Below are 24049 nucleotides of genomic sequence, written 5' to 3'. Positions count from 1 at the left end.
AACCATTAGCGCTATCAAAGAAACGATAGGCAAAAAGAGCAATAAAGCGCTTTGTACAATAAGCATATAAATAAACCTTAGATTTAAATGTTTGTAGCATCATTGATTAGAGTGTGGCAAGCAGTGTGTGAAAATGGACTACCATGATTACCCATGACTAATAAACTCTGCATCTTCATGTATTTGCGGTTCTGTGATACTCGCGGCGACTACTTTCATTGCTTGGGTCAATTGGCTTAATTGCGCTGAGCTAATGGTGTAGGGCGGCATAATATAAATTAAATTGCTGAAAGGTCTAACCCAAACCCCTTGCGCGATAAAAGCCTGCTGTAATTGTGCGGTATTGACTGGGTGATGCATTTCAACCACCCCTACGCCACCTAATACGCGTACATCTTTTACCTGCTCAAATTCAATTGCATCTGCAAGCTCAGTAATCATTTGTTGTTCAATCATATTGATTTGCGCTGGCCATTGCTGTTGATTAATTAATTGTAAGCTAGCTGTTGCTGCGGCGCAGGCGAGGGGGTTGGCCATAAACGTCGGCCCATGCATAAATACCCCCGCGGGCGAGTCACTAATCCCTTTGGCTACTTCATCACTGCACATAGTCGCAGCAAGGCTGATGTAACCACCGGTTAGCGCTTTACCCAAGCACAGTAAATCGGGCTCAATATTGGCATGTTGATAGGCAAATAATTTACCTGTACGACCAAAGCCTGTGGCGATTTCATCTAATATCAGTAAGACATTAAATTGATCACATAGCTGACGTAATCGGGTTAAATATGCCGGAGAATAAAAGCGCATTCCGCCAGCGCCCTGCATAATGGGCTCGATGATAACCGCGGCCACATCTTGATGGTGGGTTTCAAAAGCCGTGATTAATGCGGTTTCATCTTCAATGGCTAAGTCTTGATCATTTAATGGTAATTGAGGGTCTAATGCTGCACTGAAGCCAAACGGGGTTTGCGGGGCAGCAATAAAGATCTGTTGGGTGACATTGTCACCAAACATAGTATGCATACCGCCTTCAGGGTCACATACGCTCATGGCGGCAAAGGTATCGCCATGATAGCCACGTTTTACGGTCATTATTTTCTGCTTGTTAGGCTGATTACGTCCTTGCCAGTATTGCAGTGCCATTTTTAATGCCACTTCAACTGCAATAGAGCCTGAATCAGCCAGAAATACCTTGGTTAATTTACTGCAAGTCATCTCGACTAAAAGTTTACTGGTGTCGATAGCCGGTTGATGGGTTATACCGCCAAACATCACATGACTTAATTGATGAAGCTGCTGTTGCATCGCCGCCAAAATATGCGGGTGACCATAGCCGTGAACACATGCCCACCATGAGCTGGTGCCGTCAATTAACTTACGGCCATTATCCAGCACGAGTTCGCAATCTTGCGCAGACACCACGCCATGAACAGGCATAGCTTGAGTCATTGACGTATAAGGATGCCAAATATGCTGGCGGTCAAATGCGTAATCAATGCTTGATTCGGTTTTTGGTTGTTGTGATACGCTCGAGTTGCTCATAAAGTAACCATTAGTAAAGTTGGTGGTAGGCGCTGCGTTGACAGTTTACGGGCTACAGGTATCCTAGCCAACATAAAATCAAAATAAAGGAATGATCCATGTCGTTAGCTGAAGTTCGCAATGATTGGCAAAAAACTGAAATTGAAGCGTTATTTGCATTGCCAATGAATGATTTGCTGTTTAAAGCCCACAGTATTCATCGTGAAAGTTTTGATCCTAACGAAGTACAGTAAAACATGGCCACCCAAGATTATTAAAACATGGCCACCCAAGATTATTGGCTAAATATTAAACACTCAACTACGCTTTATTTACCCTTCCTAAATGGTATTTGAAGATGGCCAGACCAAGACAAACTATTGTTAGCTTAGAAGATACGCCTTATTATCACTGCTGTTCGCGTGTGGTGCGTAAAGCTTTTCTGTGCGGTTTTGATAACTCAACAGGCGAAAACTTTGAACATCGACGAGAGTGGGTTGATGCTCGTATTCTTGAATTAGCGATAATTTTCGCCATTGATATTTGTGCCTATGTCGTCATGAGCAATCACTTGCATGTAGTGGTTAAAGTGGATGCAGATAAAGCAAAAAACTGGTCAGATAAAGAGGTACTGATGCAGTGGCATAAGGGCTTTAAAGGTACCTTACTGACACATAAGTTTGTAAAAGGTGAAGACCTGAATGAATTTGAATTAAAGACGGTTAATGACAGTATCACCCAATATCGACAACGCTTAATCGATATCAGCTGGTTTATGCGCTCGCTTAGTGAGCCAATAGCCAGAATGGCCAATAAAGAAGATAAATGCACAGGTCGCTTCTGGGAAGGTAGGTTCAAGTCTCAAGCATTATTAGATGAAGCCGCAGTATTAGCCTGTATGGCCTATGTCGATTTGAATCCTATTCGCGCCAAAATGGCTGCTACCCCTGAAACCTCAGACTACACCAGTATTCAGCGTCGAATAAATTCAGCGATAAAAGGTGAGCAACCAACAGAATTATTGCCTTTTGTGGGTAATGAGCGTTTGAACATGCCTAATGGGTTAATGTTCAGTGTAAAAGACTACATTGTTCTGGTTGAAGATACCGGCAGGATAATTCGACAGGATAAACGCGGTGCCATTAGCGAAAGTAGCCAGAATATTCTCAATAGACTAAATATTCCTGCTGAAAACTGGTTGAAAATTACTACCGAATTTGGCGCATTATTCAAAGGTGCAGTAGGGGCTTTACCTGCATTAACTGACTATTGTGAACATTTAGACCGAAAACGACGACAAGGCGCAGCCAACTGTCAGCGCTGGTTGTGCGCTTAACCGTTAACTTTCCTCCAAATAAATTTCCAATTCATACTTGATTGATATCAAGTATTTCTGCTGTGTTAAATTTTCTAGATGACTAATCAATGACTAATGCAGCGCTAACTTTCAGCTATATCGATTTAAATAATTGGATTGAGTATCTAGAAAAGAACTGTCGTAAAAGGAATCAAAACGAGTTAAGTTATTTTATTAAAAATGGGTGGCTATGTTTTTCTTTTATGGGGTTAAAATGCATTGCCTAGCGTCTCAAAGGCGCTTAAAGTTAATTTGAGGGGCTCGTTTTTTAGTTAGTTTTTGCTGTTGAAGTTATTGTACAGTTTCGTTAGGTGCTAGTGTTACTCCTACTTATACTGGCGTTTATCACGAGGAAATGACATGTCAAAAATAGTTGAACTAGAATGTTTATGTGGAACAGTGAAAGGCAATATTAGGGTGGTTCCTGGATCATTTTTTCACGTACATTGCCTGTGTTGCGATTGCCAACAGTTCGCCTCTTATTTAAAGAATAGTGACAATATTTTGGATGAGCATGGCGGGTCTGAACTTTTCCAGACTTATCCGGAGTTTATGAAAATTACTGAAGGGCAAGACAAGATCGGTGGCGTACAATTGAAAGACAAAGGTATATATCGTTGGCATACAAGATGTTGCAATATGCCAATAGCTAACACAATGAGTTCAGCAAAGATCCCATTTATAGGTGTGTCAGTAAAACTAATGAAATTTGCAAGCGAGCAAGAAAAGTTAGAAATATTAGGGCCTGTTACCATGAAGGCATTTGGTAAACACTCAATAGGAGAAATGCCTAAGGATGCTTACTCTAAGTTCCCTATGTCCTTCATGCCTAAAATAATAGGTTTTATGCTAAAGGGTCTATTTAGGAAAAGCAGTAGTCCATCCCCCTTTTTCAATGGAAACGAAACGGTAGCAAAGGTTAAAGTTTTATCAAAGGGTGAAATCGACTAATCAGCTAGCAACCATCAATTTGGCTACCCACGATTTTGGCTAAATATTAAACAGTATACTACGCTTTATTCACCTGTCCTAAATGGTAATTGAAGATAGCCAGACCTAGCAAACTCGCCTTATTAATCATTGACACCCAATATTAAATTGAGCTCTTTACATCATTAAACAGCCTCAACCTTAAACAGCCCCAACCTTTGGCGGTTTGTGACTTTTTGCATCCAGTTCTGTGTTTAAGTATTGTTTTTTTTATTTTAAATAAGTCTATTTTACCCCTCTAAAAACCGCACTGATATGTTATAAATAAGTTACTTGGATGCATTTTTTGCCGAAGTAGAGTATTGAACGTTTTCAACTTGCGAAAATTAATCGATCTTTTCTGCCTATTTTTTGTAACAAATCAAAATGGAAATTTAACTTTAACTTTTAAGGAAGTGTTTTTATGAATAGAAAACTAATTAATGTAATAGTTGCATCAGCGGTTATGGGCTTATCCATATCTTCTGTTATGGCTGCTGGTGGCGGGGCCGTTATAAAAAGTGATCCGACTAAGCATTTTGATGAAAAAGGAAAAGCGCCTTCTAAGTTCACCATAGAATTGCAAAATGGATTACGTAAAACACTTCCATTTGAAGATAAACGTGATTTTGAGGAAGCTCAAAAAGGTTTTATTGCTGCACCTGATTATAAGCAAATTATGGCTGAAGCTGGCAACGTTGCTTGGGATATGGGCAGCTACGATTGGTTACTTGATGAAGGTAAAACCTTCGATACAATCAATCCATCGTTACAACGTCAAGCTGTATTAAATATGGCTTATGGTTTGTATGAAGTGCTTCCAGGCAAAATATACCAAGTCCGTGGTTATGACTTAGCAAATATTAGTTTTATTAAAGGTGATACAGGCTGGATTGTATTTGACCCGTTAACAGCTAAAGAAACCGCTGCTGCAGCGCTGAAATTTATTAATGAGCAATTGGGTGAGCGCCCAGTTGTCGCCGTTGTATATTCGCATTCTCATGGAGATCATTTTGGTGGTGTGCGTGGTGTTGTGAATGAAGAAGATGTAAAGAGTGGTAAGGTTAAAATCATAGCCCCTGAGGGTTTCATGCATCATGCGATTGCTGAAAACGTGATGGCGGGAAATGCGATGACTCGCCGTATGTTCTTCCAATATGGTGTATTGCTACCGCGCAGTCCTTATGGACACGTCGATCAGTCTATCGGTAAAAATACTGCTGCGGGTAATTTAGGCTTAATTGAGCCTAACGTGACTATTAAGCAAGATTTCACTGATATGACAATTGATGGCGTTAAGATGGTGTTCCAAAGCACGCCAGGTACAGAAGCCCCTGCAGAAATGAACACTTGGTTCCCAGATATGAAAGCGTTTTGGGCTGCAGAAAATATTACTGGTACTATCCACAATATTTATACGTTACGTGGCGCATTAGTACGTGATGCATTGGAATGGTCTAAGCAAATTAACGTCTCTTTGTATAAGTTTGGACAAGATGCCGAAGTTATGTTTGCTTCACACTCTTGGCCTCGTTGGGGTAACGAGCGTATTCAAGAAATAATGCGAACTCAACGTGATACCTATGCCCACCTAAATAATCAAGTGCTACATTTGGCCAACCAGGGGGTGACAATTAATCAAATTCATAATGTTTATAAGCTTCCAGAAAGCTTACGTCAACAATGGTCCGCACACAGCTATCATGGTTCTGAAGAGCACAATAGCCGCGCAGTATTGAATCGTTATTTAGGTTATTGGGATGCAAACCCTGCAACCTTAATGCCTTTGTCACCTGAAGATTCTGCACCTTTATATGTTGAGATGATGGGCGGCAGCGCTAAGATTATCACTAAAGGAAAGCAGTTGTTTGACCAAGGTAAGTATTTTCATGCAACTGAAATTCTTAACAAGTTAGTCTATGCAGAGCCTAAGAACCAACAGGCAAAAGACTTACTAGCCGATGTGTTTGAGCAAATTGGTTATCAAAAAGAAAGCCCGAGTGTTCGAAACAGCTTTCTTGCCGCAGCCTATGAGCTTCGTAATGGCATGCCTACAGGTAGCTCTCCAAAGACGACTGGTCCAGATATGATAAAAGGTATGTCTACCGGATTATGGCTTGATTTTCTTGGTGTGCGTCTTGATACTGAAAAATCAGCAGGTAAACACTATATTATTAATTTGGTTACCCCAGATAATGATGAAAAATATCTTGTCGAGTTAAGTAACTCTGCACTAACCAATATCCAGGGTATTCATTCTGACAAAGCTGACTTGACCCTTACCATTGATCGTGCTGAATTAAACGATGTGATGATGGGCGCAAAAAGTTTTGATGACAAAATTAAGGCTGGTAAAGTTAAAATTGACGGTGACCGCAAGGCGATAGATGAGTTAATGTCTTCAGTAGTTAACTTCTCTATGGCATTTGAGTTGCTACCAGGCACTATCGCTAAGTAAGCTAAGTAAGCTAAGTAAGATAAGTAAGAAAAAGGTTCACCTCTAATTAGGGTTAACCTTTTTTATGTTTAACTAATATTAAAGACTCAATCTGGTTAGAGTCTGAGGGATTTCCACGAATTGAATAGGATCCTTGATTAACGATTGTAGCGTCTTAATACCTGTTAGCCAGTGTGATTTTAGCTTAAAATACTTATCTTTGTAGGCTTTTAATCTTATAAATTGATTTGATAAAATTGTCCATAAAGACAATCTACTCCAGATAATTCCCGATATTTTGAGTCAAATTTTACTCGCAAAGTTGAATGTAAATAGTTATGAAGTATCTGATAAATTATTATTTAACAAATATGTGTCTAATTAGGTTTCACTCTTTGAAAACATTGATGGATTAGTTGGATGCTTAAAAGTTAATGGGTTGAAAAATGAGAGAGTGTCATTTAATATTAACGATATTTAGGATGATGGTCGTTGGCTTATCGATTAAATAGGAGTGTTTGTTAATGAAGCCATTTATTTTAAAAAAACTAGCTCAATACCCGAGTGAATATCAAAGTTTGTTCATATATGGCTTAATAGCATGGCTAAAACATAGCTAAATTAAAATAGTGGGTAGCAATATTAAGTGGTTTACTATTTCGTCTGTATTTAGCAAAGATAAAAGTGACTATGGAGACAACGGCAGTTACCCCAAAAGGATGCTTTTCGGCTTGTTTTTTGACAGAGTGAAGTAATAAATTTATCGATAATTCACTCTGTCTAGCTGATACGTTACCTTGCATACGCTTTAGCTTAATCGAGTGATTGAGACGCTTTAGAGATGACATCCATACCCTCCTTCAATTGCGATATAGTGTCTTTAAAGCCAAAAAACTGCGTCAGGTATTTTTGCCAGTAAACTAAACCGAGTAAAACCATAATCATTGTGAATAAAAATAGTCCCACTCCGATAAGCATGTTGTGAGTAATACTATATGAAACAATCCCTACACTGACACATATACTGAAGATAAAAAGTACTAATAAAGGAATAAACAAAAGTTGGCAAACAAGAAATTTTTTCGCCACAACAACATTTCTAGAAACCTCCATAAAGAAAAGTTGGACAGTATATTCTGACCACTGTCCAATATCTTGTCCGACTTTTGATACCTTATTAAAAATATCAGTTATTTCGTCAACATTAGCATTAACCTCATCCGAATTAGATAATGGATCGGTTTTCTTATCGTCAGAGATCTTATTTTTACTCGACACTGTCTTGGTGTTTTCCATAATAAAATCTCTCCGGTTACCTTTTTACTTCGTAATTTTCGAAATTGCCCAGCCAGCTAAAAATGCACACCCAATACTCAGTAAGGGATGTTCCTTTATCATGTTTCCAGCTTGATGAGTTACGGACTTAACTTTTTCAGAGCCTTCACTGAGTGATTCTTTGGCATGATCTTTTAAAGAATTAACGGCTTCTGATGTTGCCTCTTCAGCTAAATGGTAAGCATCTTTGACTTTTTCTTGAGAGTCTTGATTTTTTTCTTTTGTTGTAGCCATTTTAATCTCCTTAAATAATCTTTCGAGTTATCTTATTGTGAATAAATAGCAACAATAAATGATTGCATCCAAACATTACTACTTAAAATAAAATAGGTAAACCAATACAATATCAATTTGAAACTATAAAGTATCGATTGTTATTATTTAAGATGCGAATGCTGTGCCATATTTTAAATATTAACAATATAAAAGATAGGCGAATGATATGAATAGGTTTTTATTATAATTATATTTAATAGGAGTGCCTAGATGTAATTTTTTTGTATTTTTTACAGGTAATTATATTCAACCTTGTAAAAATTACTCAAAAATAGGCATCTATGTATAATAATTTTTATGATGAGATTAAGAAGGCCAGAATTAAATTCATGCAAGTGTTTGCTCGCATCTAGCTAACGGGTAATTATATCTACCACCGTTATCAAGGTAGCGATCAACTTGCCAAAATTCAGTTTGACTAAACAGTACTTGCAGAATCAAGCTGACAACAAAAAATACCGACGTTTTAAAGAAAAGAGGGTGGCGTTTTTTCGCTAAACTCTATATAAAACCATTAATGTCACTAAAGAAGCCAAAGGTAGAAAGAGCATGAAAGCACCTTGTAGAACAAACATATAACTAAGCCTAAGAGATTAATACTTATAGCATCGTTCATTAAGATGCTAAGTAAAGCCGATGTAGAAGTATCGACTATCCGATGATCATCCATGACTAATAAACTCAGCATCTTCATGTGTTTGTGGTTCTGTGATACTAGCGGCAACCACTTTCATTGCTCTGGTCAATTGGCTTAATTGCGCTGAGCTAATGGTGTAGGGCGGCATAATATAAATTAAATTGCTGAAAGGTCTAACCCAAACCCCTTGGTCGATAAAAGCCTGCTGTAATTGTGCGGTATTGACTGTGTGGCGCATTTCAATCACCCCCACGCCACCTAATATGCGTACATCTTTTACCTGATCAAATTCAATTGCCTCTGCAAGCTCAGTGATCATTTGTTGTTCAATCATATTGATTTGCGCTGGCCATTGCTGTTGATTAATTAATTGTAAGCTAGCTGTTGCTGCGGCGCAGGCGAGGGGATTGGCCATAAACGTCGGCCCATGCATAAATACCCCCGCGGGCGAGTCACTAATCCCTTTGGCGACTTCATCACTGCACATAGTCGCAGCAAGGCTGATATAACCGCCAGTGAGCGCTTTACCTAAGCACAGTAGGTCGGGCTCAATATTGCTATGCTCATAGGCAAATAATTTACCTGTGCGACCAAAGCCTGTGGCGATTTCATCTAATATCAGTAAGACATTAAACTGATCACATAGCTGACGTAATCGGGTTAAATATGCCGGAGAATAAAAGCGCATTCCGCCAGCGCCCTGCATAATGGGCTCGATAATAATCGCGGCCACATCTTGATGGTGGGTTTCAAAAGCCGTTATTAATGCGGTTTCATCTTCAATGGCTAAGTCTTGATCATTTAATGGTAATTGAGGGTCTAATGCTGCACTGAAGCCAAACGGGGTTTGCGGGGCAGCAATAAAGATCTGTTGGGTGACATTGTCACCAAACATAGTATGCATACCGTCTTCAGGGTCACATACGTTCATGGCGGCAAAGGTATCGCCATGATAGCCACGTTTTACGGTCATTATTTTTTGCTTGTTAGGCTGATTACGTCCTTGCCAGTATTGCAGTGCCATTTTTAATGCCACTTCAACTGCAATAGAGCCTGAATCAGCCAGAAATACCTTGGTTAATCTCGAGCAAGTCATTTCGACTAACAACTTACTGGTGTCAATAGCGGGTTGATGGGTTATACCGCCAAACATCACATGACTTAATTGATGAAGCTGCTGTTGCATCGCCGCCAAAATATGCGGGTGACCATAACCGTGGACACATGCCCACCATGAGCTGGTGCCGTCAATTAACTTACGGCCATTATCCAGCACTAGCTCACAATCTTGCCCTGACACCACACCATGCACCGGCATAGATTGGGTCATTGACGTATAAGGATGCCAAATATGTTGACGGTCAAATGCGTAATCAATGGTTGATTCATTTTCTGGCTGTTGTGATACGCTTGATTTGCTCATAAAATAACCATTAGTAAAGTTGGTGGTGGGCGCTGCGTTGACAGTTTACGGGCTACAGGTATCCTAGCCAACATAAAATCAAAATAAAGGAATAATCCATGTCGTTAGCTGAAGTTCGCAATGATTGGCAAAAAACAGAAATTGAAGCGTTATTTGCATTGCCAATGAATGATTTGCTGTTTAAAGCCCACAGTATCCATCGTGAAAGTTTTGATCCTAACGAAGTACAGATCAGTCGTTTATTATCGATAAAAACCGGTGCGTGCCCTGAAGACTGTAAATATTGCCCACAAAGCGCGCGATACGACACCGGACTTGAAAAAGAGCGTTTACTTGAAATTGAAAAAGTATTAACTGAAGCCAAAAGTGCCAAAGCTGCTGGGGCATCACGCTTTTGTATGGGCGCTGCATGGCGTAACCCGCGTGATAAAGACATGCCATATTTAACTCAAATGGTAAAAGATGTTCGTGCTTTAGGCATGGAAACCTGCATGACATTAGGTATGTTGTCGCCTGAACAAGCCGGCAGATTAGCCGATGCTGGTTTAGATTATTACAACCATAATCTAGACACCTCGCCTGAATATTATGGCGATGTGATCACCACCCGCACTTATCAAAGCCGCCTAGATACCTTAACAAACGTACGAGCTTCTGGGATGAAAGTCTGTTCGGGCGGGATTGTTGGCATGGGCGAACAAGCCACTGACCGCGCAGGTTTATTGCAGCAATTAGCTAATTTAGCCCAACACCCAGATTCAGTGCCGATTAACATGTTAGTCAAAGTCGCAGGTACACCGTTTGAAAAAATAGATGATTTAGATCCACTTGAATTCGTACGCACCATTGCCGTTGCCCGCATCATTATGCCTAAGTCTCGAGTGCGTTTATCGGCAGGGCGTGAAAGCATGAGTGATGAATTACAATCTATGTGTTTTTTTGCAGGGGCAAACTCAATCTTCTACGGATGTAAGTTATTAACCACTGCAAACCCTGAAGAAAATGATGACATGAACTTGTTTAAACGTTTAGGACTACACCCTGAACAGGGCCCTGTAGCCAATATTGATCAAGACAGTCAAATGGTGGCTAAGGCCAGCGCGCAAACTGCTAAAGCAACTCAACAGTTTTACGATGCCGCGGCATTGTAAGCTTATTATTGACAACAATACGGCAAATTGATGGCGCATCCTCTGACGGATAAAATGACTCAGCAAATGGCGCAGCAGCAAGAAAGTGGCTTGCTGCGACAGCGGCATGAGCTTAATGCCGCAACTCATCAGCCTACAGCTTTCATCGATTTTAGTCATAATGATTATCTAGGTTTAGCTAACGCCAGCGAACTTGCCGATGCGCTTTATCAAGGCGCATTAACCTATGGTGTTGGCAGCAAAGCATCGCCATTAGTCAGCGGTTATGGTCAGGCACATGCAATGCTTGAGCAAAAACTGTGTGAGATGACAGGTCATCAAGCTGGCATGCTTTTTTGTTCTGGTTTTAGTGCTAATAGCGCATTAATGAAAACCTTGTTTTCAAGTACCGATACAGTGATTGCCGATAAACTGGTACACGCTTCAATTATTGATGGCATTCAAGACAGCGGCGCGAAGTTGCTGCGTTATCTGCATAACGACATAGACAGCGCGGCCCGCCTACTAACCAAGCATCCCAATAGTGTATTAGTCACCGAAAGCGTCTTTAGTATGGACGGCGATTGCGCACCCATTAGTGATTTAAGCGCGCTGTGTCGGCAACATAATAGCTTGATAATCGTCGATGATGCCCACGGTTTTGGGGTGTTAAGTGCCAAGAGATTAACAGCAGCTGATGCTGATATTCAAGTGGTTACCTTTGGTAAAGCATTAGGCTGCCAAGGCGCAGCCATTTTAGCGAGCCAGCAAGTGATTGATTTTTTAGTGGCCAATGCCCGCCATTATATTTATTCAACAGCCTTGTCACCGGCTAATGCATATTTGGCTTTTTCTGCGCTTAAATTAATTGAACAGCAGCCTGAACGCCTTATGCAACTCAATGACAATATTACCTTATTTAGACGTTTAGCAGAGCAAGCGGGTATTGGGTTAACTGAATCAAACACAGCAATTCAACCTATTATTATTGGCGATAATATATCGACCATGACGGTGGCAGAGTCGCTGGCTCAAAAAGGCTTTAAGGTAGGGGCAATACGTTCGCCCACAGTACCTCAAGGTTCGGCCAGATTACGCATTACCCTAAATGCCAAGCATACGTCTGCACAAATTTGCCAACTTGTAGCCGAGCTTGCTTTGTTGTTAATAGATCAGCCAATTGAGAATCAATAGATGTTAGATAAATCGGTTGCCGATACCTTTTCCCATGCGGCTAGTTTGTATAAACAACATGATGTGCTACAGCGGATCACCGCCAAAACATTACAGGGTAATGCCATATTAACAGGTCATCTGGCAGATATTGGCTGTGGCCCTGGTACCTGTTTTAGTGATTTTTCATCGGTATCTAACGTCACTGCAATAGATATTGCCGCTGGCATGTTAGAGCAGGTCAGATTGAATTACCCTCAATATTCAACCCTTAACTGTGATGCGCAATCTTTGACGCTTAGCGCTAATAGTGTTGACAGCGTTTACTCAAATCTTGCCTTGCAATGGTGTGATGATTTCCCCAAAGCAGTTAATGAAATTGAGCGCGTGTTAGTGGATAACGGTGTTTGTAGTCTCGCCATAGTAGCCGATGGCAGTTTACCTGAACTACAAACGTTAGGTTTTAGAACCAATCAATTTACCAGTATGCCCAGCCTGTTAAGCGCGTTTGGTGTTAAAGATGCATCGATGCAATCGTGCAACAGTCATTGGACGGTTTTACAGGCCAAGGTCGAAAAAGTAACCGTGTATTTCGATAGTTTACGCAGTTTATTGTATTCAATTAAAGGCGTTGGCGCATCAGCTGGGCAAGCTGGCAGTCAATCGCGGGCGATGTTATCAAAATCCGCCTGGCAAGAGCGGGTGGTGTTAGCACAAGGCCTCGCCACCGAAAAGGGCATACCTTTGACCTACCACATAGCTTATATCCACGCGAAAAAGCGTTAATTTTGCATTTACATAAAGTAGGCGGAACATGATTTATTTTGTGACGGGAACCGACACCGATAGCGGTAAAACCTTAATTTCTTCAGCGTTGCTTTCTTTAGCCCAAGGTAACAAGTGTGGCTTTAAACCCATCGCATCTGGCTGTGTGTTAACGCCTGATGGATTAAGAAACCCAGATGCGCAAGCGTTAATGGCACAATCGAACATGGGCTTAAGCTACCAACAGGTTAATCCTATTGCGTTTGAACCAGCCATTGCGCCGCATATTGCTGCTGCTCAAATAGATGTAACATTATCGGCGTCTAAGGTAGTAGAAGCTTTACTGGCAACACCAATTTTAGCGGCAGATTTCGCCTTAATTGAAGGGGCGGGTGGCTGGCGATTACCCTTAGGCAATAACCAGTATTTGTCGGACAGTGTTAAGCAACTGGATGCTTATGTACAAACCCATAATGCCGAACGAGTCGGGGTTATTTTAGTGGTCGGTATGAAGCTAGGGTGTTTGAATCATGCTTTATTGACCTTACAAGCGATTGAAGCCGATAGCTTAAAGGTTGTTGGTTGGGTGGCTAATCAGGTAGATGCAAACATGAGTGAGATAGCCGCTAATTTGGCAAGCTTACAACAAATGATGACAGCACCTTATTTAGGTTACGTGCCTCACCTTCCACACGCAAGTGCTGAATTAGCCGCAAAACACCTTGATATCGGGCAGTTGTCATAGTCTTTGTTGTTATAGTCTCAGTTTTCATATGGAAAGCGGAGTGTTATTTCTGTAGATAGCATTAGCAAAAAAGGCCTAATCTCATCGATTAGGCCTTTTTTAATGGGGTAAAACACAAACATTAGAGCCGTTGTTTATGCTTTAAATGTGCTCCAGATCGGAGCGTGATCAGAGGGTTTTTCGATGCCGCGTAACTCATAATCGACATCAGACTCAACCACATTAGCCACTAACGATTGTGTTGCTAACACAACGTCAATACGCAGACCACGGTTGTCATCAAAGCCTTTGCTGCGATAATCAAACCATGAATAACGCTCAGTACGTGTTGGATGTAATTGACGGAAACTGTCAACAAAGCCCCAGTCTAATAAGGTCTTTAACCATTCACGCTCTTCAGGTTGAAAACTACACTTACCTGATTTTAACCAACGCTTAGCGTTAGGTTCACCAATACCGATATCTAAATCAAGTGGTGAAATATTGATATCACCAATCACAGCGATGTCTTCATCTGGGGTGTGGTGAGTGGTTAAGTAGGTCATTAAATCTTGGTAAAATTTGCGCTTAGCAGGGTACTTGGTTTCATGGTGAATACTTTCACCCTGGGGAAAGTAACCGTTGATGACAGTTAATACACGGCCATTTGGCTGGCTAAATTGGCCGATGATTAAACGACGCTGTGCATCGTCGCTGTCGCTTTCAAAACCTTTTATGACCTTGATAGGCTCGACTTTAGACAACATAGCTACGCCATAGTGGGCTTTGCCACCATGGTAATGCACCTTGTAGCCCATGGCTTCAACATCGGCCAACGGAAACGCTTCATCGTGCACTTTGGTTTCTTGTAAGCCAATAATGTCTGGCTGGTGGCTATCAATCAATGCCTGTAATTGATGTAACCGCGCCCGAATACCATTGATGTTAAATGAGACAATTTTCATTATGGAAGGACTCGTTTAAACGGTTTAACAATCACGCTTTTATACACACCTGCAGCAATATACGGGTCCACATCGGCCCAAGCTTGTGCTTCTTCTAGTGAGGCAAAATCAGCAACCACTAGTGAACCTGTAAACCCAGCTTCACCTGGATTTTCATTATCGATTGCAGGATGTGGGCCTGCGGTTAACAAGCGGCCTTCATCGGCTAAAGCTTGTAAACGATCAAGGTGATCGGCACGGACTGATAAGCGTTTTTCTAAACTGTTTTCAACATCTTGAGAAGAGATCATATACCACATAGTTAAGGCTCCATTTGTTCTTAAATTTGCTGTTTAACATTGTTGAATAAAACGCACTGAAATCGTTTTCAATAACGATTTAAACCCTATTCGCTTTTTGGTTCTTCCGGTGGGTTTTCCATGTGTTTAAACAAGTAAACCACAGTGACTACGGTATTAATTAGGGTTAAAGCGGTTAAGCCAAAGACCTTAAAGTTAACCCAGGTTTCTAGCGGTAAACTAAAGGCGACATAAATATTGACGATACCGCAAATAATGAAAAAACTGACCCAATACCAGGTTACCTGAGCCCAGATCTTATCTTGGACAACCATCTCTTTACCTAGCATACTTTTCAGTGCTGACTTGCCCATTAATTGGCTAACACCTAGCCCCACGGCAAACAGTCCATAGACGATAGTGACTTTCCATTTTATGAAGGCATCGTCATGAAAAAACAAAGTTAATGAGCCAAATACCGTTACCATAGCGAAGGTAATGAGATGCATTTTCTCTACTTGTTTATATAGTAGGTACGTTACCATAAGTTGTACTGCTGTGGCGGCGATAAGTACGCCTGTCGCGGTATAAATATCGGCAAATTTATACACGGCGAAAAAAATAACTAAGGGTAAGAAATCGAGCAATTGTTTCATGTTAGATAAAATTCACTGTTGGCTGCAAAGTCGATTGCATGAAAAAATAAGCTGAGAGTGTACCATGCAATAAGGTCAATCGAGAACCTTTACCACGGCTAAAATGGTGTTTGATAATTAACATTTTTTCATCAATTATGATGGATAAAATAAGTGCAGTAGGCAGATAAGGTAATCAATAAATTTAGCTGTGGTCATTAAGTTGACTGTAAGGTTGTCGAGATTAATCGTATTGATATTTAATGTTATTGAGCGCTTTCTAGTGTCGTTAACCATAATTTGGCATCATTTAATAATGCCGCGCTTTTGGGTGATAAAAGGGGATTGGCTATTTCAAATTGTCTGCGCTTGTGTAACTGAGCCTTCTCTATTACACCTGCTGTAATAGGATGATTTAAAAGTAGTTCATCAAAGCTGCCATCATCAATTGTTTGGCGTAACCCAAACTCTAATCGTTCAGCCAATGGTTTATTTTGCTTATTAACAAAGAAGTAAATGGGGGCAGCGTAGTGCAGTAATAAATGTTGTTCTAATTCAATGTCATCCCTGCGGGACAATTCATCCCAAGGTTCATGTATTGCGCGGGGGAAATAGTCAAAGCGATTTTTGGCTAACATGGCTAATAATTTACTGGCAGAACCTGCAATAACACTAAAACCATTTTGCTGTAAAATATCTGTATCTGGCCAGTCTGAGCCTTGACCAATAAGAATACGTTTAAATTCAGTTAGGGAATTTATCCCATTAAAACGACTTTGTTCGCCTTTGCGTATGATACCAATACGATAACCCATTAAGCCTTTAAGTAACGGTATATAAACTGCTTGCAGCTGGTTTTCTCGTTCAATAGAGGTCATGGTCCACACAATGTCGATATGCTGGTTCGATTCAACTAATTTGATGGTACGGGCTTGTGGCATTTCGATAACCACAGGTGTCATTTTGTAAGCGCCGTACTTTGATTGACTTCTTTGTAAAGCCAGTTCAAGTAAAGCAATATAATAGGCTTGTTTAGGGTCGACAAACTGCACCGATAAATTATATTTCACTTCAGTGATTTCTTCAATGTCGATGGCCTCAGCTTCTCCGTTAACAAAGAGCAGTAAGCCTATCGATATCATTAAATACAATACAGTTTTAGCCATGGGGTCCTTTTCAATTTTAGTCTTTTAAATCAGTATAGCAGTGTAAAAATAATGGAGCCTTTAGCGGCTCCAATATTCTATCTATTCCAATAATAATTAGCTAATTAGGTTTACTTAATAAGCCGTGGCAGCTTTCATGTTTTTGGTAAACTCGCCCAGTGTTGCCAGTAATTTTGCTTCATCATGTTGATGAGTTTCAATGATTTTAACCACAGCTGAGCCTGATATAGCACCCGCAGCACCGGCTTTGATCGCTTCTTTGACCTGCTCGGGCTCTGCAATACCAAAGCCCAATAGCGGTGGCGGCGCATTAAATTCAACTAATTTTGCCAGAATAAGTTCAACTGGTGCGCCTGCTTTAGACTCAGTGCCTGTTACGCCAGCACGAGATAATAAGTAGGTGTAACCTTCACCTAATTCACTTACCTGTTTTAATGTGTCGCTGTTTGCATTTGGCGGCGCAATAAATATTGGCGCTATATTGTGCTGTTTAGCTGCTGCAATAAAGGGGGCAGATTCTTCTATCGGTACATCGGCAATTAGTACTGAGTCGACACCCGCTGCCTGTGCTTTGGTATAAAATTGATCAATACCATTTGAAAATACTAAGTTAGCATACAGTAATAAGCCAATCGGCAACTCTGGATAAAGCACACGAACCTTAGCGATTAATTCAAAGCAGTCGTCAGGTGTGGTGCCTGCTGCTAGCGAGCGCAAATTAGCGCCTTGAATAACCGGGCCATCAGCAAGTGGGTCTGAAAATGGAAATCCTAACTCCAGCGCATCAGCACCACTTTCAACTAAGGTTTTAATGATATTAAAAGAAATATCTAAACTAGGGTCACCAATGGTCACAAAGGGGACAAAGGCACCTTGTTTTTTTGCTTTTAACGCCGCAAAGACTGCCTGATATCGATTACTCATTGCCGCTCTCCTGTGCTTTGGCTGCTAAAATGTCTGCTACGGTGAAAATATCCTTGTCACCACGACCTGATAAGTTGACCACTAAAATGGTTTCTTTGGTGGCTTCTTTTGCTAGTCGCACTGCATAGGCAAGTGCGTGAGCGGACTCAAGCGCAGGAATAATACCTTCTTTACGGGCCAATACTTGGAACATTTCTAATGCTTCATCATCGGTTGCTGACTCATATCTAGCACGACCAATGGCATTAAGGTGTGCATGTTGTGGACCAACAGAGGGGAAATCAAGTCCGGCAGAAACTGAATAAGACTCTTCAATTTGACCATGACTGTCTTGCATTAGTGGGGCTTTCATACCAAAGAAAATACCGGTTTTACCGTGTTTAAGCGGGGCGCCGTGCATGGGGGTATCAATGCCTTTACCTGCTGGTTCGACACCAATAAGTTCAACTGACGGTTCATCGATAAAGTCAGCAAACATACCAATAGCGTTTGAACCACCGCCAACACAGGCAATAACAGCATCCGGAAGGCGACCTTCTTTTTCAAGAATTTGCCTTTTGGTTTCTTCACCAATAATACGCTGAAATTCACGCACTATGGTCGGGAATGGATGAGGGCCAGCTGCAGTACCTAAAAGGTAATGTGCTTTATCGTAGCTGCCAGACCAATCACGCATTGCTTCGTTACAAGCATCTTTTAGGGTGGATGAACCAGACGTCACAGGTACCACCTCAGCCCCCATTAATTTCATTCTAAATACGTTTGGTGATTGACGTTCAATGTCTTTTGCACCCATGTAAACTTTACATTTAAGATCTAATAACGCACAGGCTAGGGCGGTTGCTACGCCGTGTTGGCCGGCACCGGTTTCAGCAATAATTTCTTTCTTACCCATGCGCTTAGCCAATAATGCTTGACCCAATACCTGGTTGGTTTTATGGGCACCGCCGTGGAGCAAATCTTCTCTTTTAAGATAGATTTTTACTAATGGGTTAGGGCTTAAATTACGGGTAAGTGTCAGCGCTGTTGGGCGACCCGCATAGTTTTTTAGCAGGTCAGTAAACTCAGCTTGAAACTCAGGGTCTTGTTGAGCTTCTACAAAGGCAGTTTCTAATTGCTTTAAAGCTGGTACTAGAATCTGTGGTACATACATACCGCCATATTCGCCGAAATAAGGGTTAAGCTTGAGCTCGTCCATAATGTGTCCTGTTGCTAAATAGATTCTGTTTTTGAGTCAGTTGTCGATTCGAAGTTAAAATCGGATATTTGTGAATATCGCTAGTTAAACAGCGATACCCTAAATGAGTTCTACTAATCTTTACTGTGAGTCATTGATGACTATGTACATCTAGTTACTGCTAGCTATGTTAGTTGCGTCTCAGGTTGCTAAATACCTGTGCCAATAATGAATATTCCTTTTGACCAGGGTGTGATTCTACACCTGAGTTAAAGTCTAATCCGTAGAACCCTTGCTGGCTGGCTTCGTAAGCATTACCGGCATTTAAGCCACCCGCTAGCATAGCTTGATCTTTATTTTCGATAGATAATTGCCAGTTAAAAGCTTGACCCGTGCCGCCAAATCGATTCTCATTCTTACTATCATACAAGTAACGGTCTACGCCTTTTGGCGTAACACCAATGTCGCCACAGGTACTGTCAACGGCAATGGCTTTCCAAATAGCACAATTAATATTTAAACCGCTAAACTGCTCAGCTAATGCGGCTATTTCAAGTTCTGTTTCGCTACCGTGTAATTGCACCGCATGTAACGCTAAGGTGTTAGCGGCTTCGACTATTTCTTGTGTGTCAGCATTGACAAATACACCTACCATATTAAGGCTAATGCCCTGAACACCCATTTGGTCCACCAAGACTTTAGCTTGGGGTAAATCGACTGCGCGTGGTGATTTAGGATAAAAAATTAAGCCGCCATAAACACCGCCTAAATCGGCGACGGCTTTAATATCTTCAATACGAGTTAAGCCACAGACTTTGTTGTTGCCAAATAATAACTGACGACACGCTAAATCGATATCCTCTTGCGCCATAATTGAGCTGCCAACCAAGTAACCGTCAACCAAAGGGTTGAGTCGTTTTATCTGGTCATGCGAGTAAATGCCTGATTCACTTATCACTACCCGATCCGCTGGAATATGCGGCGCTAATTGTTCTGTAGTAGCCAAATCTGTCGATAAATCACGTAAGTTACGGTTGTTGATACCAATAATAGGCGCATTAAGATCAATCGCTCGGTGTAATTCGTCTTCATTACTGACTTCGGTCAATGTATCTAATTGATACTTTGCAGCTTCTTCAGCTAGTAGTCGGTATTGTTCATCATCGAGCACCGAAAGCATTAACAGTATTGCGTCAGCGCCCTGATGGGCAGCTAATTTGACCTGGTATACATCAACAAAAAAGTCTTTACATAAAATAGGCTGAGTAACACGGGCGCGTACTTGAGGAATATAATCCATATCACCTTGAAAGAACTCTTCGTCGGTGAGTACTGAAATACCCGCTGCATACTTGGTATAGGTATCAGCAATGGCATCAACATCAAATACTGGACGAATAACCCCTTTTGATGGACTGGCTTTTTTACACTCAAATATATATTGCGCATTAGGCTGTTTTAGCGCCTCAAATAAACTGCGGTCAGATGTTTTGGGTTGTAATGTCGCTTCTGGAAAACGCAGCTTAAGTGCGGCAATATGGGCGACTTTGGTATCCACTATTTTAGTTAATACATTACTTTCTTTTGGTGATAGATTAGCTTGATTCATTTGTCATTACCCTTGAGTTTGCGCGTGCACTTGAGCTTGCTCAGTAGCTTGGCTTATGGTTGCTAATTGTGTCAGTACCTGGTGCGCTTTACCGCTAGCTAAGGTAGTTAGCGCCAGCTGAGTTCCCGCTTGAACTGAGTCAGCAACACCACTGATATAAAGGGCACAACCGGCATTAATCGCTACAGCATCACGTTGTGCAGTCTCGCCTTTACCCTGCAAAATAGCTTGGGTTATTTGGGCGTTTTCACTTGGTTCACCGCCGGTTAATAAATTGATATCCGCTCTGGTTACGCCTAATTCTTCCGGCGTTAGGGTATAAAAGCGAATATCACCATTGTTTAGCTCAGCCACTTGAGTATCACCGTGTAAAGCCACTTCATCTAAGCCGCTACCATGAACAACCATGGCGCGCTTTACGCCCAATCCATTGAGCACATTAACGATAGGGGCTAACAATTTAGGAGAATACACCCCAAGCAGCATAAACTCAGGTTTTGCCGGATTAATTAATGGCCCAAGAATGTTAAATATGGTGCGAGTTTTTAGTGCCTGGCGAACAGGTACTGCATGACGTACTCCCGCATGGTAATGCGGTGCGAATAAGAAACATAATCCGAGCGTGTCAATACAGTGACTTGAGGCCTCAGGTGTCATGGTCAAGCCAATACCACAATGGGTAAGTAGATCTGACGATCCTGATTTACTTGATACGCCGCGATTACCGTGTTTGGCCACTTTAGCGCCAGCTGCAGCTGCAACAAAAGCCGCTGTGGTTGATATATTGATGGTGTTAAATCCATCACCACCGGTGCCGACAATATCAACCACTCCAGAAATAATAGATTGATTGCTGCGAGGAAAAGCTTTAGCCGCTTGACGTAATGCATCTGCAGCACCGGTGATTTCATCTATGGTTTCGCCGCGCATTTTTAATGCGACTAACATTCCCGCCATAGTGACTGGGTCCATTTCACCAGCCACTATGCTGGCAAATAAACTGGCACTTTGCTGACGGGTTAACGCATTTCCTTGATACAAGCTATCAAACAGCGTTTGCATTGATTCAGTTGGCATAGACATTATTGGCCTCCTTGAGACATCGAGGTCGTGGTTAAATACGTCAGTGTTTGGGTCAGTAATTGACTGCCAAGAGTGGTTAAAATTGATTCTGGATGAAATTGGAATCCCACTGCCTTGTGGGCATCATGTAAAATCGCCATTGGCATATCATCTGTGGTGGCAATAATATCAAGGCAATCAGGTACTCTTGTCGCCACTAAACTGTGATAACGGGCAACGGGTAAAGGTGAGGGAAGGTTGGCAAATACACCTTGACCGTTATGCACTGTCGGGCTGGCTTTACCGTGCACTACAAAAGGTGCGCGCTCTACTTTTCCACCGTAATATTCCACCATGGCTTGGTGACCAAGACAAATACCTAACATAGGCACTTTGCCCGCCACTTTACCAATTAATGCCATCATGCAGCCCGCTTCGTGCGGCGCACCAGGGCCGGGTGATAACACCAATGCGGCTTGCTGGGTTTCATTCAATAGCTTTTCTGCCAAATATTCGGCGCTAACGTCATTCCGGTAAATAACCACTTCAAAACCCAGGCTTCTGAATTGATCAACCAGGTTATAGGTAAAAGAGTCAAAGTTATCGAGTAAATACAGTTTCATTTTTTGAGTGTACTGAGTGGCGTTTTGTTTATCTAAGCCGTTAGAATTTATCATAGTCCGCCTCCTAGTTTAATTGCGGTGATCACGGCCTGTGCTTTTTGGCGGGTTTCATCAGCTTCAGCTTGTGGGTCTGAATCAAATACCACCCCGGCACCAGCTTGAATATGAGCAATATCATTTTTAACAAAAGCTGAACGGATCACAATACAGGTATCCATATCGCCCAGGCCATTTAAGTAACCCACGGCGCCGCCATAACTGCCTCTGCGAGCTTGCTCTGCCTGACGGACTAACTGTGATGCGCGTACTTTTGGCGCGCCGACTAACGTGCCCATATTCATACACGCTTGATAGGCGTGTAGCGCGTCTAAATCTCCCCTCAGTTGACCAGTTACGCGGCTGACCAAGTGCATCACATGGGAGTAACGGTCAACTTTCAAAAGCTCAGGGACTTTGCGGCTACCACTTAGGCTAATGCGGGCAATATCGTTGCGGGCTAAGTCAACCAGCATAAGATGCTCTGATAACTCTTTTTTATCTAAACGCAGTTCCAATTCAATACGACTGTCTAGATCAAAATCAATTTCTCCCTCAGGTGTTTTTCCGCGCTTACGAGTACCCGCAATAGGGTAAACTTCAACCTGATTATTAGCCGCCTCATACTTCAGTGCTGACTCAGGGGAAGCGCCAAATAAGGTGAAATCTGCACCACGAAAATAAAACATATAAGGGCTAGGATTGGTTTTACGTAATGCACGATAAGCGCCGAGTGTATTGGGGCAAGGCAAACTAAAGCTACGTGATGGCACCACTTGGAAAATATCACCGGCAACGATGTGTTCTTTTAAATCGATAACGGTCTTTTTGTATTCTTCATCGCTAATGTTAACCGTTTCAGTGGTGTTGATAGTCACTAACGGCTTTGCTGCTGCAATGGTTTGGCACTGGGTTATTATCTGTTTTCGTTGCGCAGTAAGCAGCGATGTAACCGCAGTATCTTGGTTAAACTGTTGACTGATGATATCGGCTTTTTGTAGCTTGTGATCAATCAATATAAGGGTTTCAGCGAGATAAAATAAATAATCAGGACATTCATTACTGGCATTAGGCACCATAGGCAATGGTTCAACGGTATCAATTAAGTCATATGCAAGCACGCCGCCTAAGAATAGGTCTTCAAATTGAGGCGATGTGTCGGTATGAATATGGTTAACCAGTGCCCGTAAACCATCAAGCGGAGACGTTGATTTTAACCGGGCATCTTCATCTTGCAGACTGGTGGCCTTGGTTAATTGAATAACTAAACTATTATCGGCTAACTTATTGTGACTACTAAATTGCGCCGCAAAGTATTCATCTATAGGGCTGAGTAAACTTTGGCCGTTTGCACTCAAGGCTGTAAACGTTAGCTGATAACTATCACACCGGATCATTAACGCTGCGTGGGTTAATACGATACTTTTAAGATGGTCTTTACTCTCAATTTCAGCTGATTCCAACAACATAGTATGTGGGGCATTTTGGGTGACGTGCTCATAAAGACTTAAAGGGTCTGCATGATAGGTCAATGGCTGCTTTACCGTGTTAACCTGGGCTATTTGATCATGTTTCATAGTGCTGCCTTCGTTTGATTCTGTGTCGATTAAGTTATCTAAGGGGGAATGAATGACCGCTTAAATAAATACATCGCTAAATTATTATCATTATTCAGCCTCTGAGCGTGGGCCAAATAACAAGAAAGCCCACATCTCTGCGGGCTTTCTTGTAAAATTTTGTCTCTTAAAATGAGCGCAACGCTTCACACAACCCGATAATTTGGGAAGTGCCACCACCATGTAATGTTTTGAGAAGCGATAAAGT

The 24049-nt window shown here is 41.6% G+C and carries 21 protein-coding genes and 1 pseudogene; 8 read left to right on the top strand and 14 right to left on the bottom strand.

Translation table 11 applies throughout. The annotated features are described in order from the left end of the window. Nucleotides 1-147: 147 nt before the first annotated feature. Nucleotides 148-1545 (bottom strand): adenosylmethionine--8-amino-7-oxononanoate transaminase, encoded by a 1398-nt coding sequence (bioA, locus tag FJ709_RS12270; protein ID WP_226410335.1) that lies wholly within the window; start codon nucleotides 1543-1545, stop codon nucleotides 148-150. Nucleotides 1546-1643: 98 nt separating this feature from the next. Between bioA (FJ709_RS12270) and FJ709_RS12265 the strand changes: the two are divergent. The 4 genes and pseudogenes from FJ709_RS12265 to FJ709_RS12250 all read left to right on the top strand — a co-directional run. Next, a pseudogene (locus tag FJ709_RS12265) lies at nucleotides 1644-1775 on the top strand (biotin synthase BioB); the annotation flags it as partial. 107 nt (nucleotides 1776-1882) lie between these two features. Next, on the top strand, nucleotides 1883-2860 hold the full coding sequence (locus FJ709_RS12260) for a transposase (RefSeq protein WP_226410334.1): 978 nt from the start codon (nucleotides 1883-1885) through the stop codon (nucleotides 2858-2860). 381 nt (nucleotides 2861-3241) lie between these two features. Continuing rightward, nucleotides 3242-3832, top strand: coding sequence for a DUF6151 family protein (locus FJ709_RS12255; protein WP_226410333.1), 591 nt, complete (start codon nucleotides 3242-3244; stop codon nucleotides 3830-3832). 442 nt (nucleotides 3833-4274) lie between these two features. Beyond that, on the top strand, nucleotides 4275-6308 hold the full coding sequence (locus FJ709_RS12250) for an alkyl/aryl-sulfatase (protein ID WP_226410332.1): 2034 nt from the start codon (nucleotides 4275-4277) through the stop codon (nucleotides 6306-6308). Nucleotides 6309-7100: 792 nt separating this feature from the next. On the opposite strand, the gene FJ709_RS12245 is transcribed toward FJ709_RS12250, so the two are convergent. The 3 genes from FJ709_RS12245 to bioA (FJ709_RS12235) all read right to left on the bottom strand — a co-directional run bounded on the left by FJ709_RS12245 (nucleotide 7101) and on the right by bioA (FJ709_RS12235) (nucleotide 9958). Beyond that, on the bottom strand, nucleotides 7101-7583 hold the full coding sequence (locus FJ709_RS12245) for a hypothetical protein (RefSeq protein ID WP_226410331.1): 483 nt from the start codon (nucleotides 7581-7583) through the stop codon (nucleotides 7101-7103). A gap of 24 nt (nucleotides 7584-7607) precedes the next feature. Further along, entirely contained in the window at nucleotides 7608-7856 is a 249-nt protein-coding gene (locus FJ709_RS12240) for a hypothetical protein (RefSeq protein WP_226410330.1), read from the bottom strand. Nucleotides 7857-8560: 704 nt separating this feature from the next. Continuing rightward, a complete protein-coding gene (gene bioA, locus FJ709_RS12235; RefSeq protein WP_226410329.1) occupies nucleotides 8561-9958 on the bottom strand; it encodes an adenosylmethionine--8-amino-7-oxononanoate transaminase in 1398 nt (465 codons plus the stop codon). Nucleotides 9959-10056: 98 nt separating this feature from the next. On the opposite strand from bioA (FJ709_RS12235), the gene bioB reads away from it, so the two are divergent. The 4 genes from bioB to bioD are packed head-to-tail and all read left to right on the top strand — an operon-like array spanning nucleotide 10057 to nucleotide 13771. Beyond that, the gene (gene bioB, locus FJ709_RS12230; RefSeq protein WP_226410328.1) at nucleotides 10057-11109 is read left to right on the top strand and encodes a biotin synthase BioB; all 1053 of its coding nucleotides are present in this window, start codon (nucleotides 10057-10059) and stop codon (nucleotides 11107-11109) included. A gap of 30 nt (nucleotides 11110-11139) precedes the next feature. Next, a complete protein-coding gene (locus FJ709_RS12225) occupies nucleotides 11140-12282 on the top strand; it encodes an 8-amino-7-oxononanoate synthase (protein WP_226410327.1) in 1143 nt (380 codons plus the stop codon). Continuing rightward, entirely contained in the window at nucleotides 12283-13047 is a 765-nt protein-coding gene (locus FJ709_RS12220; protein WP_226410326.1) for a methyltransferase domain-containing protein, read from the top strand. A 31-nt stretch (nucleotides 13048-13078) separates the two neighbouring features. Next, the gene (gene bioD / locus FJ709_RS12215) at nucleotides 13079-13771 is read left to right on the top strand and encodes a dethiobiotin synthase (protein ID WP_226415976.1); all 693 of its coding nucleotides are present in this window, start codon (nucleotides 13079-13081) and stop codon (nucleotides 13769-13771) included. A 134-nt stretch (nucleotides 13772-13905) separates the two neighbouring features. On the opposite strand, the gene xthA is transcribed toward bioD, so the two are convergent. The 10 genes from xthA to FJ709_RS12165 form a co-directional block, all read right to left on the bottom strand. Next, the gene (xthA, locus tag FJ709_RS12210) at nucleotides 13906-14715 is read right to left on the bottom strand and encodes an exodeoxyribonuclease III (protein ID WP_226410325.1); all 810 of its coding nucleotides are present in this window, start codon (nucleotides 14713-14715) and stop codon (nucleotides 13906-13908) included. Continuing rightward, the gene (locus tag FJ709_RS12205; RefSeq protein ID WP_226410324.1) at nucleotides 14715-15014 is read right to left on the bottom strand and encodes a YciI family protein; all 300 of its coding nucleotides are present in this window, start codon (nucleotides 15012-15014) and stop codon (nucleotides 14715-14717) included. The genes xthA and FJ709_RS12205 overlap by 1 nt, the downstream gene beginning before the upstream one ends. Before the next feature lie 86 nt (nucleotides 15015-15100). Then, nucleotides 15101-15649, bottom strand: a complete 549-nt coding sequence (locus tag FJ709_RS12200) for a septation protein A (protein ID WP_226410323.1) — start codon at nucleotides 15647-15649, stop codon at nucleotides 15101-15103. Nucleotides 15650-15894: 245 nt separating this feature from the next. After that, on the bottom strand, nucleotides 15895-16794 hold the full coding sequence (locus FJ709_RS12195) for a substrate-binding periplasmic protein (protein WP_226410322.1): 900 nt from the start codon (nucleotides 16792-16794) through the stop codon (nucleotides 15895-15897). Between the two features lie 114 nt (nucleotides 16795-16908). Beyond that, on the bottom strand, nucleotides 16909-17718 hold the full coding sequence (gene trpA, locus FJ709_RS12190) for a tryptophan synthase subunit alpha (RefSeq protein WP_226410321.1): 810 nt from the start codon (nucleotides 17716-17718) through the stop codon (nucleotides 16909-16911). After that, nucleotides 17711-18916 carry a tryptophan synthase subunit beta gene (gene trpB, locus FJ709_RS12185; protein ID WP_226410320.1) on the bottom strand — a complete coding sequence of 402 codons (1206 nt, stop codon included), beginning with the start codon at nucleotides 18914-18916 and terminating at the stop codon, nucleotides 17711-17713. The genes trpA and trpB overlap by 8 nt, the downstream gene beginning before the upstream one ends. Nucleotides 18917-19085: 169 nt before the next feature. After that, a complete protein-coding gene (gene trpCF / locus FJ709_RS12180) occupies nucleotides 19086-20504 on the bottom strand; it encodes a bifunctional indole-3-glycerol-phosphate synthase TrpC/phosphoribosylanthranilate isomerase TrpF (protein ID WP_226410319.1) in 1419 nt (472 codons plus the stop codon). 6 nt (nucleotides 20505-20510) lie between these two features. Then, on the bottom strand, nucleotides 20511-21581 hold the full coding sequence (trpD, locus tag FJ709_RS12175; protein WP_226415975.1) for an anthranilate phosphoribosyltransferase: 1071 nt from the start codon (nucleotides 21579-21581) through the stop codon (nucleotides 20511-20513). A gap of 5 nt (nucleotides 21582-21586) precedes the next feature. After that, nucleotides 21587-22189, bottom strand: a complete 603-nt coding sequence (locus tag FJ709_RS12170; RefSeq protein WP_226415974.1) for an aminodeoxychorismate/anthranilate synthase component II — start codon at nucleotides 22187-22189, stop codon at nucleotides 21587-21589. A gap of 50 nt (nucleotides 22190-22239) precedes the next feature. Further along, complete coding sequence (locus FJ709_RS12165; protein ID WP_226410318.1) at nucleotides 22240-23802, bottom strand: anthranilate synthase component 1; 1563 nt, start codon at nucleotides 23800-23802, stop codon at nucleotides 22240-22242. Nucleotides 23803-24049: the final 247 nt, after the last annotated feature.

It is taken from the genome of Shewanella glacialimarina (assembly GCF_020511155.1).
In the GTDB taxonomy this organism is placed as follows: domain Bacteria; phylum Pseudomonadota; class Gammaproteobacteria; order Enterobacterales; family Shewanellaceae; genus Shewanella; species Shewanella glacialimarina.
This window is presented reverse-complemented; position numbering and strand designations above follow the sequence as displayed.

Bases quoted from the DNA above. Each gene is read 5' to 3' on its own strand.
- bioA (WP_226410335.1), bottom strand. From the start codon at position 1,545: ATGAGCAACTCGAGCGTATCACAACAACCAAAAACCGAATCAAGCATT.
- FJ709_RS12260 (WP_226410334.1), top strand. From the start codon at position 1,883: ATGGCCAGACCAAGACAAACTATTGTTAGCTTAGAAGATACGCCTTAT.
- FJ709_RS12255 (WP_226410333.1), top strand. From the start codon at position 3,242: ATGTCAAAAATAGTTGAACTAGAATGTTTATGTGGAACAGTGAAAGGC.
- FJ709_RS12250 (WP_226410332.1), top strand. From the start codon at position 4,275: ATGAATAGAAAACTAATTAATGTAATAGTTGCATCAGCGGTTATGGGC.
- FJ709_RS12245 (WP_226410331.1), bottom strand. From the start codon at position 7,583: ATGGAAAACACCAAGACAGTGTCGAGTAAAAATAAGATCTCTGACGAT.
- FJ709_RS12240 (WP_226410330.1), bottom strand. From the start codon at position 7,856: ATGGCTACAACAAAAGAAAAAAATCAAGACTCTCAAGAAAAAGTCAAA.
- bioA (WP_226410329.1), bottom strand. From the start codon at position 9,958: ATGAGCAAATCAAGCGTATCACAACAGCCAGAAAATGAATCAACCATT.
- bioB (WP_226410328.1), top strand. From the start codon at position 10,057: ATGTCGTTAGCTGAAGTTCGCAATGATTGGCAAAAAACAGAAATTGAA.
- FJ709_RS12225 (WP_226410327.1), top strand. From the start codon at position 11,140: ATGGCGCATCCTCTGACGGATAAAATGACTCAGCAAATGGCGCAGCAG.
- FJ709_RS12220 (WP_226410326.1), top strand. From the start codon at position 12,283: ATGTTAGATAAATCGGTTGCCGATACCTTTTCCCATGCGGCTAGTTTG.
- xthA (WP_226410325.1), bottom strand. From the start codon at position 14,715: ATGAAAATTGTCTCATTTAACATCAATGGTATTCGGGCGCGGTTACAT.
- FJ709_RS12205 (WP_226410324.1), bottom strand. From the start codon at position 15,014: ATGTGGTATATGATCTCTTCTCAAGATGTTGAAAACAGTTTAGAAAAA.
- FJ709_RS12200 (WP_226410323.1), bottom strand. From the start codon at position 15,649: ATGAAACAATTGCTCGATTTCTTACCCTTAGTTATTTTTTTCGCCGTG.
- FJ709_RS12195 (WP_226410322.1), bottom strand. From the start codon at position 16,794: ATGGCTAAAACTGTATTGTATTTAATGATATCGATAGGCTTACTGCTC.
- trpA (WP_226410321.1), bottom strand. From the start codon at position 17,718: ATGAGTAATCGATATCAGGCAGTCTTTGCGGCGTTAAAAGCAAAAAAA.
- trpB (WP_226410320.1), bottom strand. From the start codon at position 18,916: ATGGACGAGCTCAAGCTTAACCCTTATTTCGGCGAATATGGCGGTATG.
- trpCF (WP_226410319.1), bottom strand. From the start codon at position 20,504: ATGAATCAAGCTAATCTATCACCAAAAGAAAGTAATGTATTAACTAAA.
- trpD (WP_226415975.1), bottom strand. From the start codon at position 21,581: ATGCCAACTGAATCAATGCAAACGCTGTTTGATAGCTTGTATCAAGGA.
- FJ709_RS12170 (WP_226415974.1), bottom strand. From the start codon at position 22,189: ATGAAACTGTATTTACTCGATAACTTTGACTCTTTTACCTATAACCTG.
- FJ709_RS12165 (WP_226410318.1), bottom strand. From the start codon at position 23,802: ATGAAACATGATCAAATAGCCCAGGTTAACACGGTAAAGCAGCCATTG.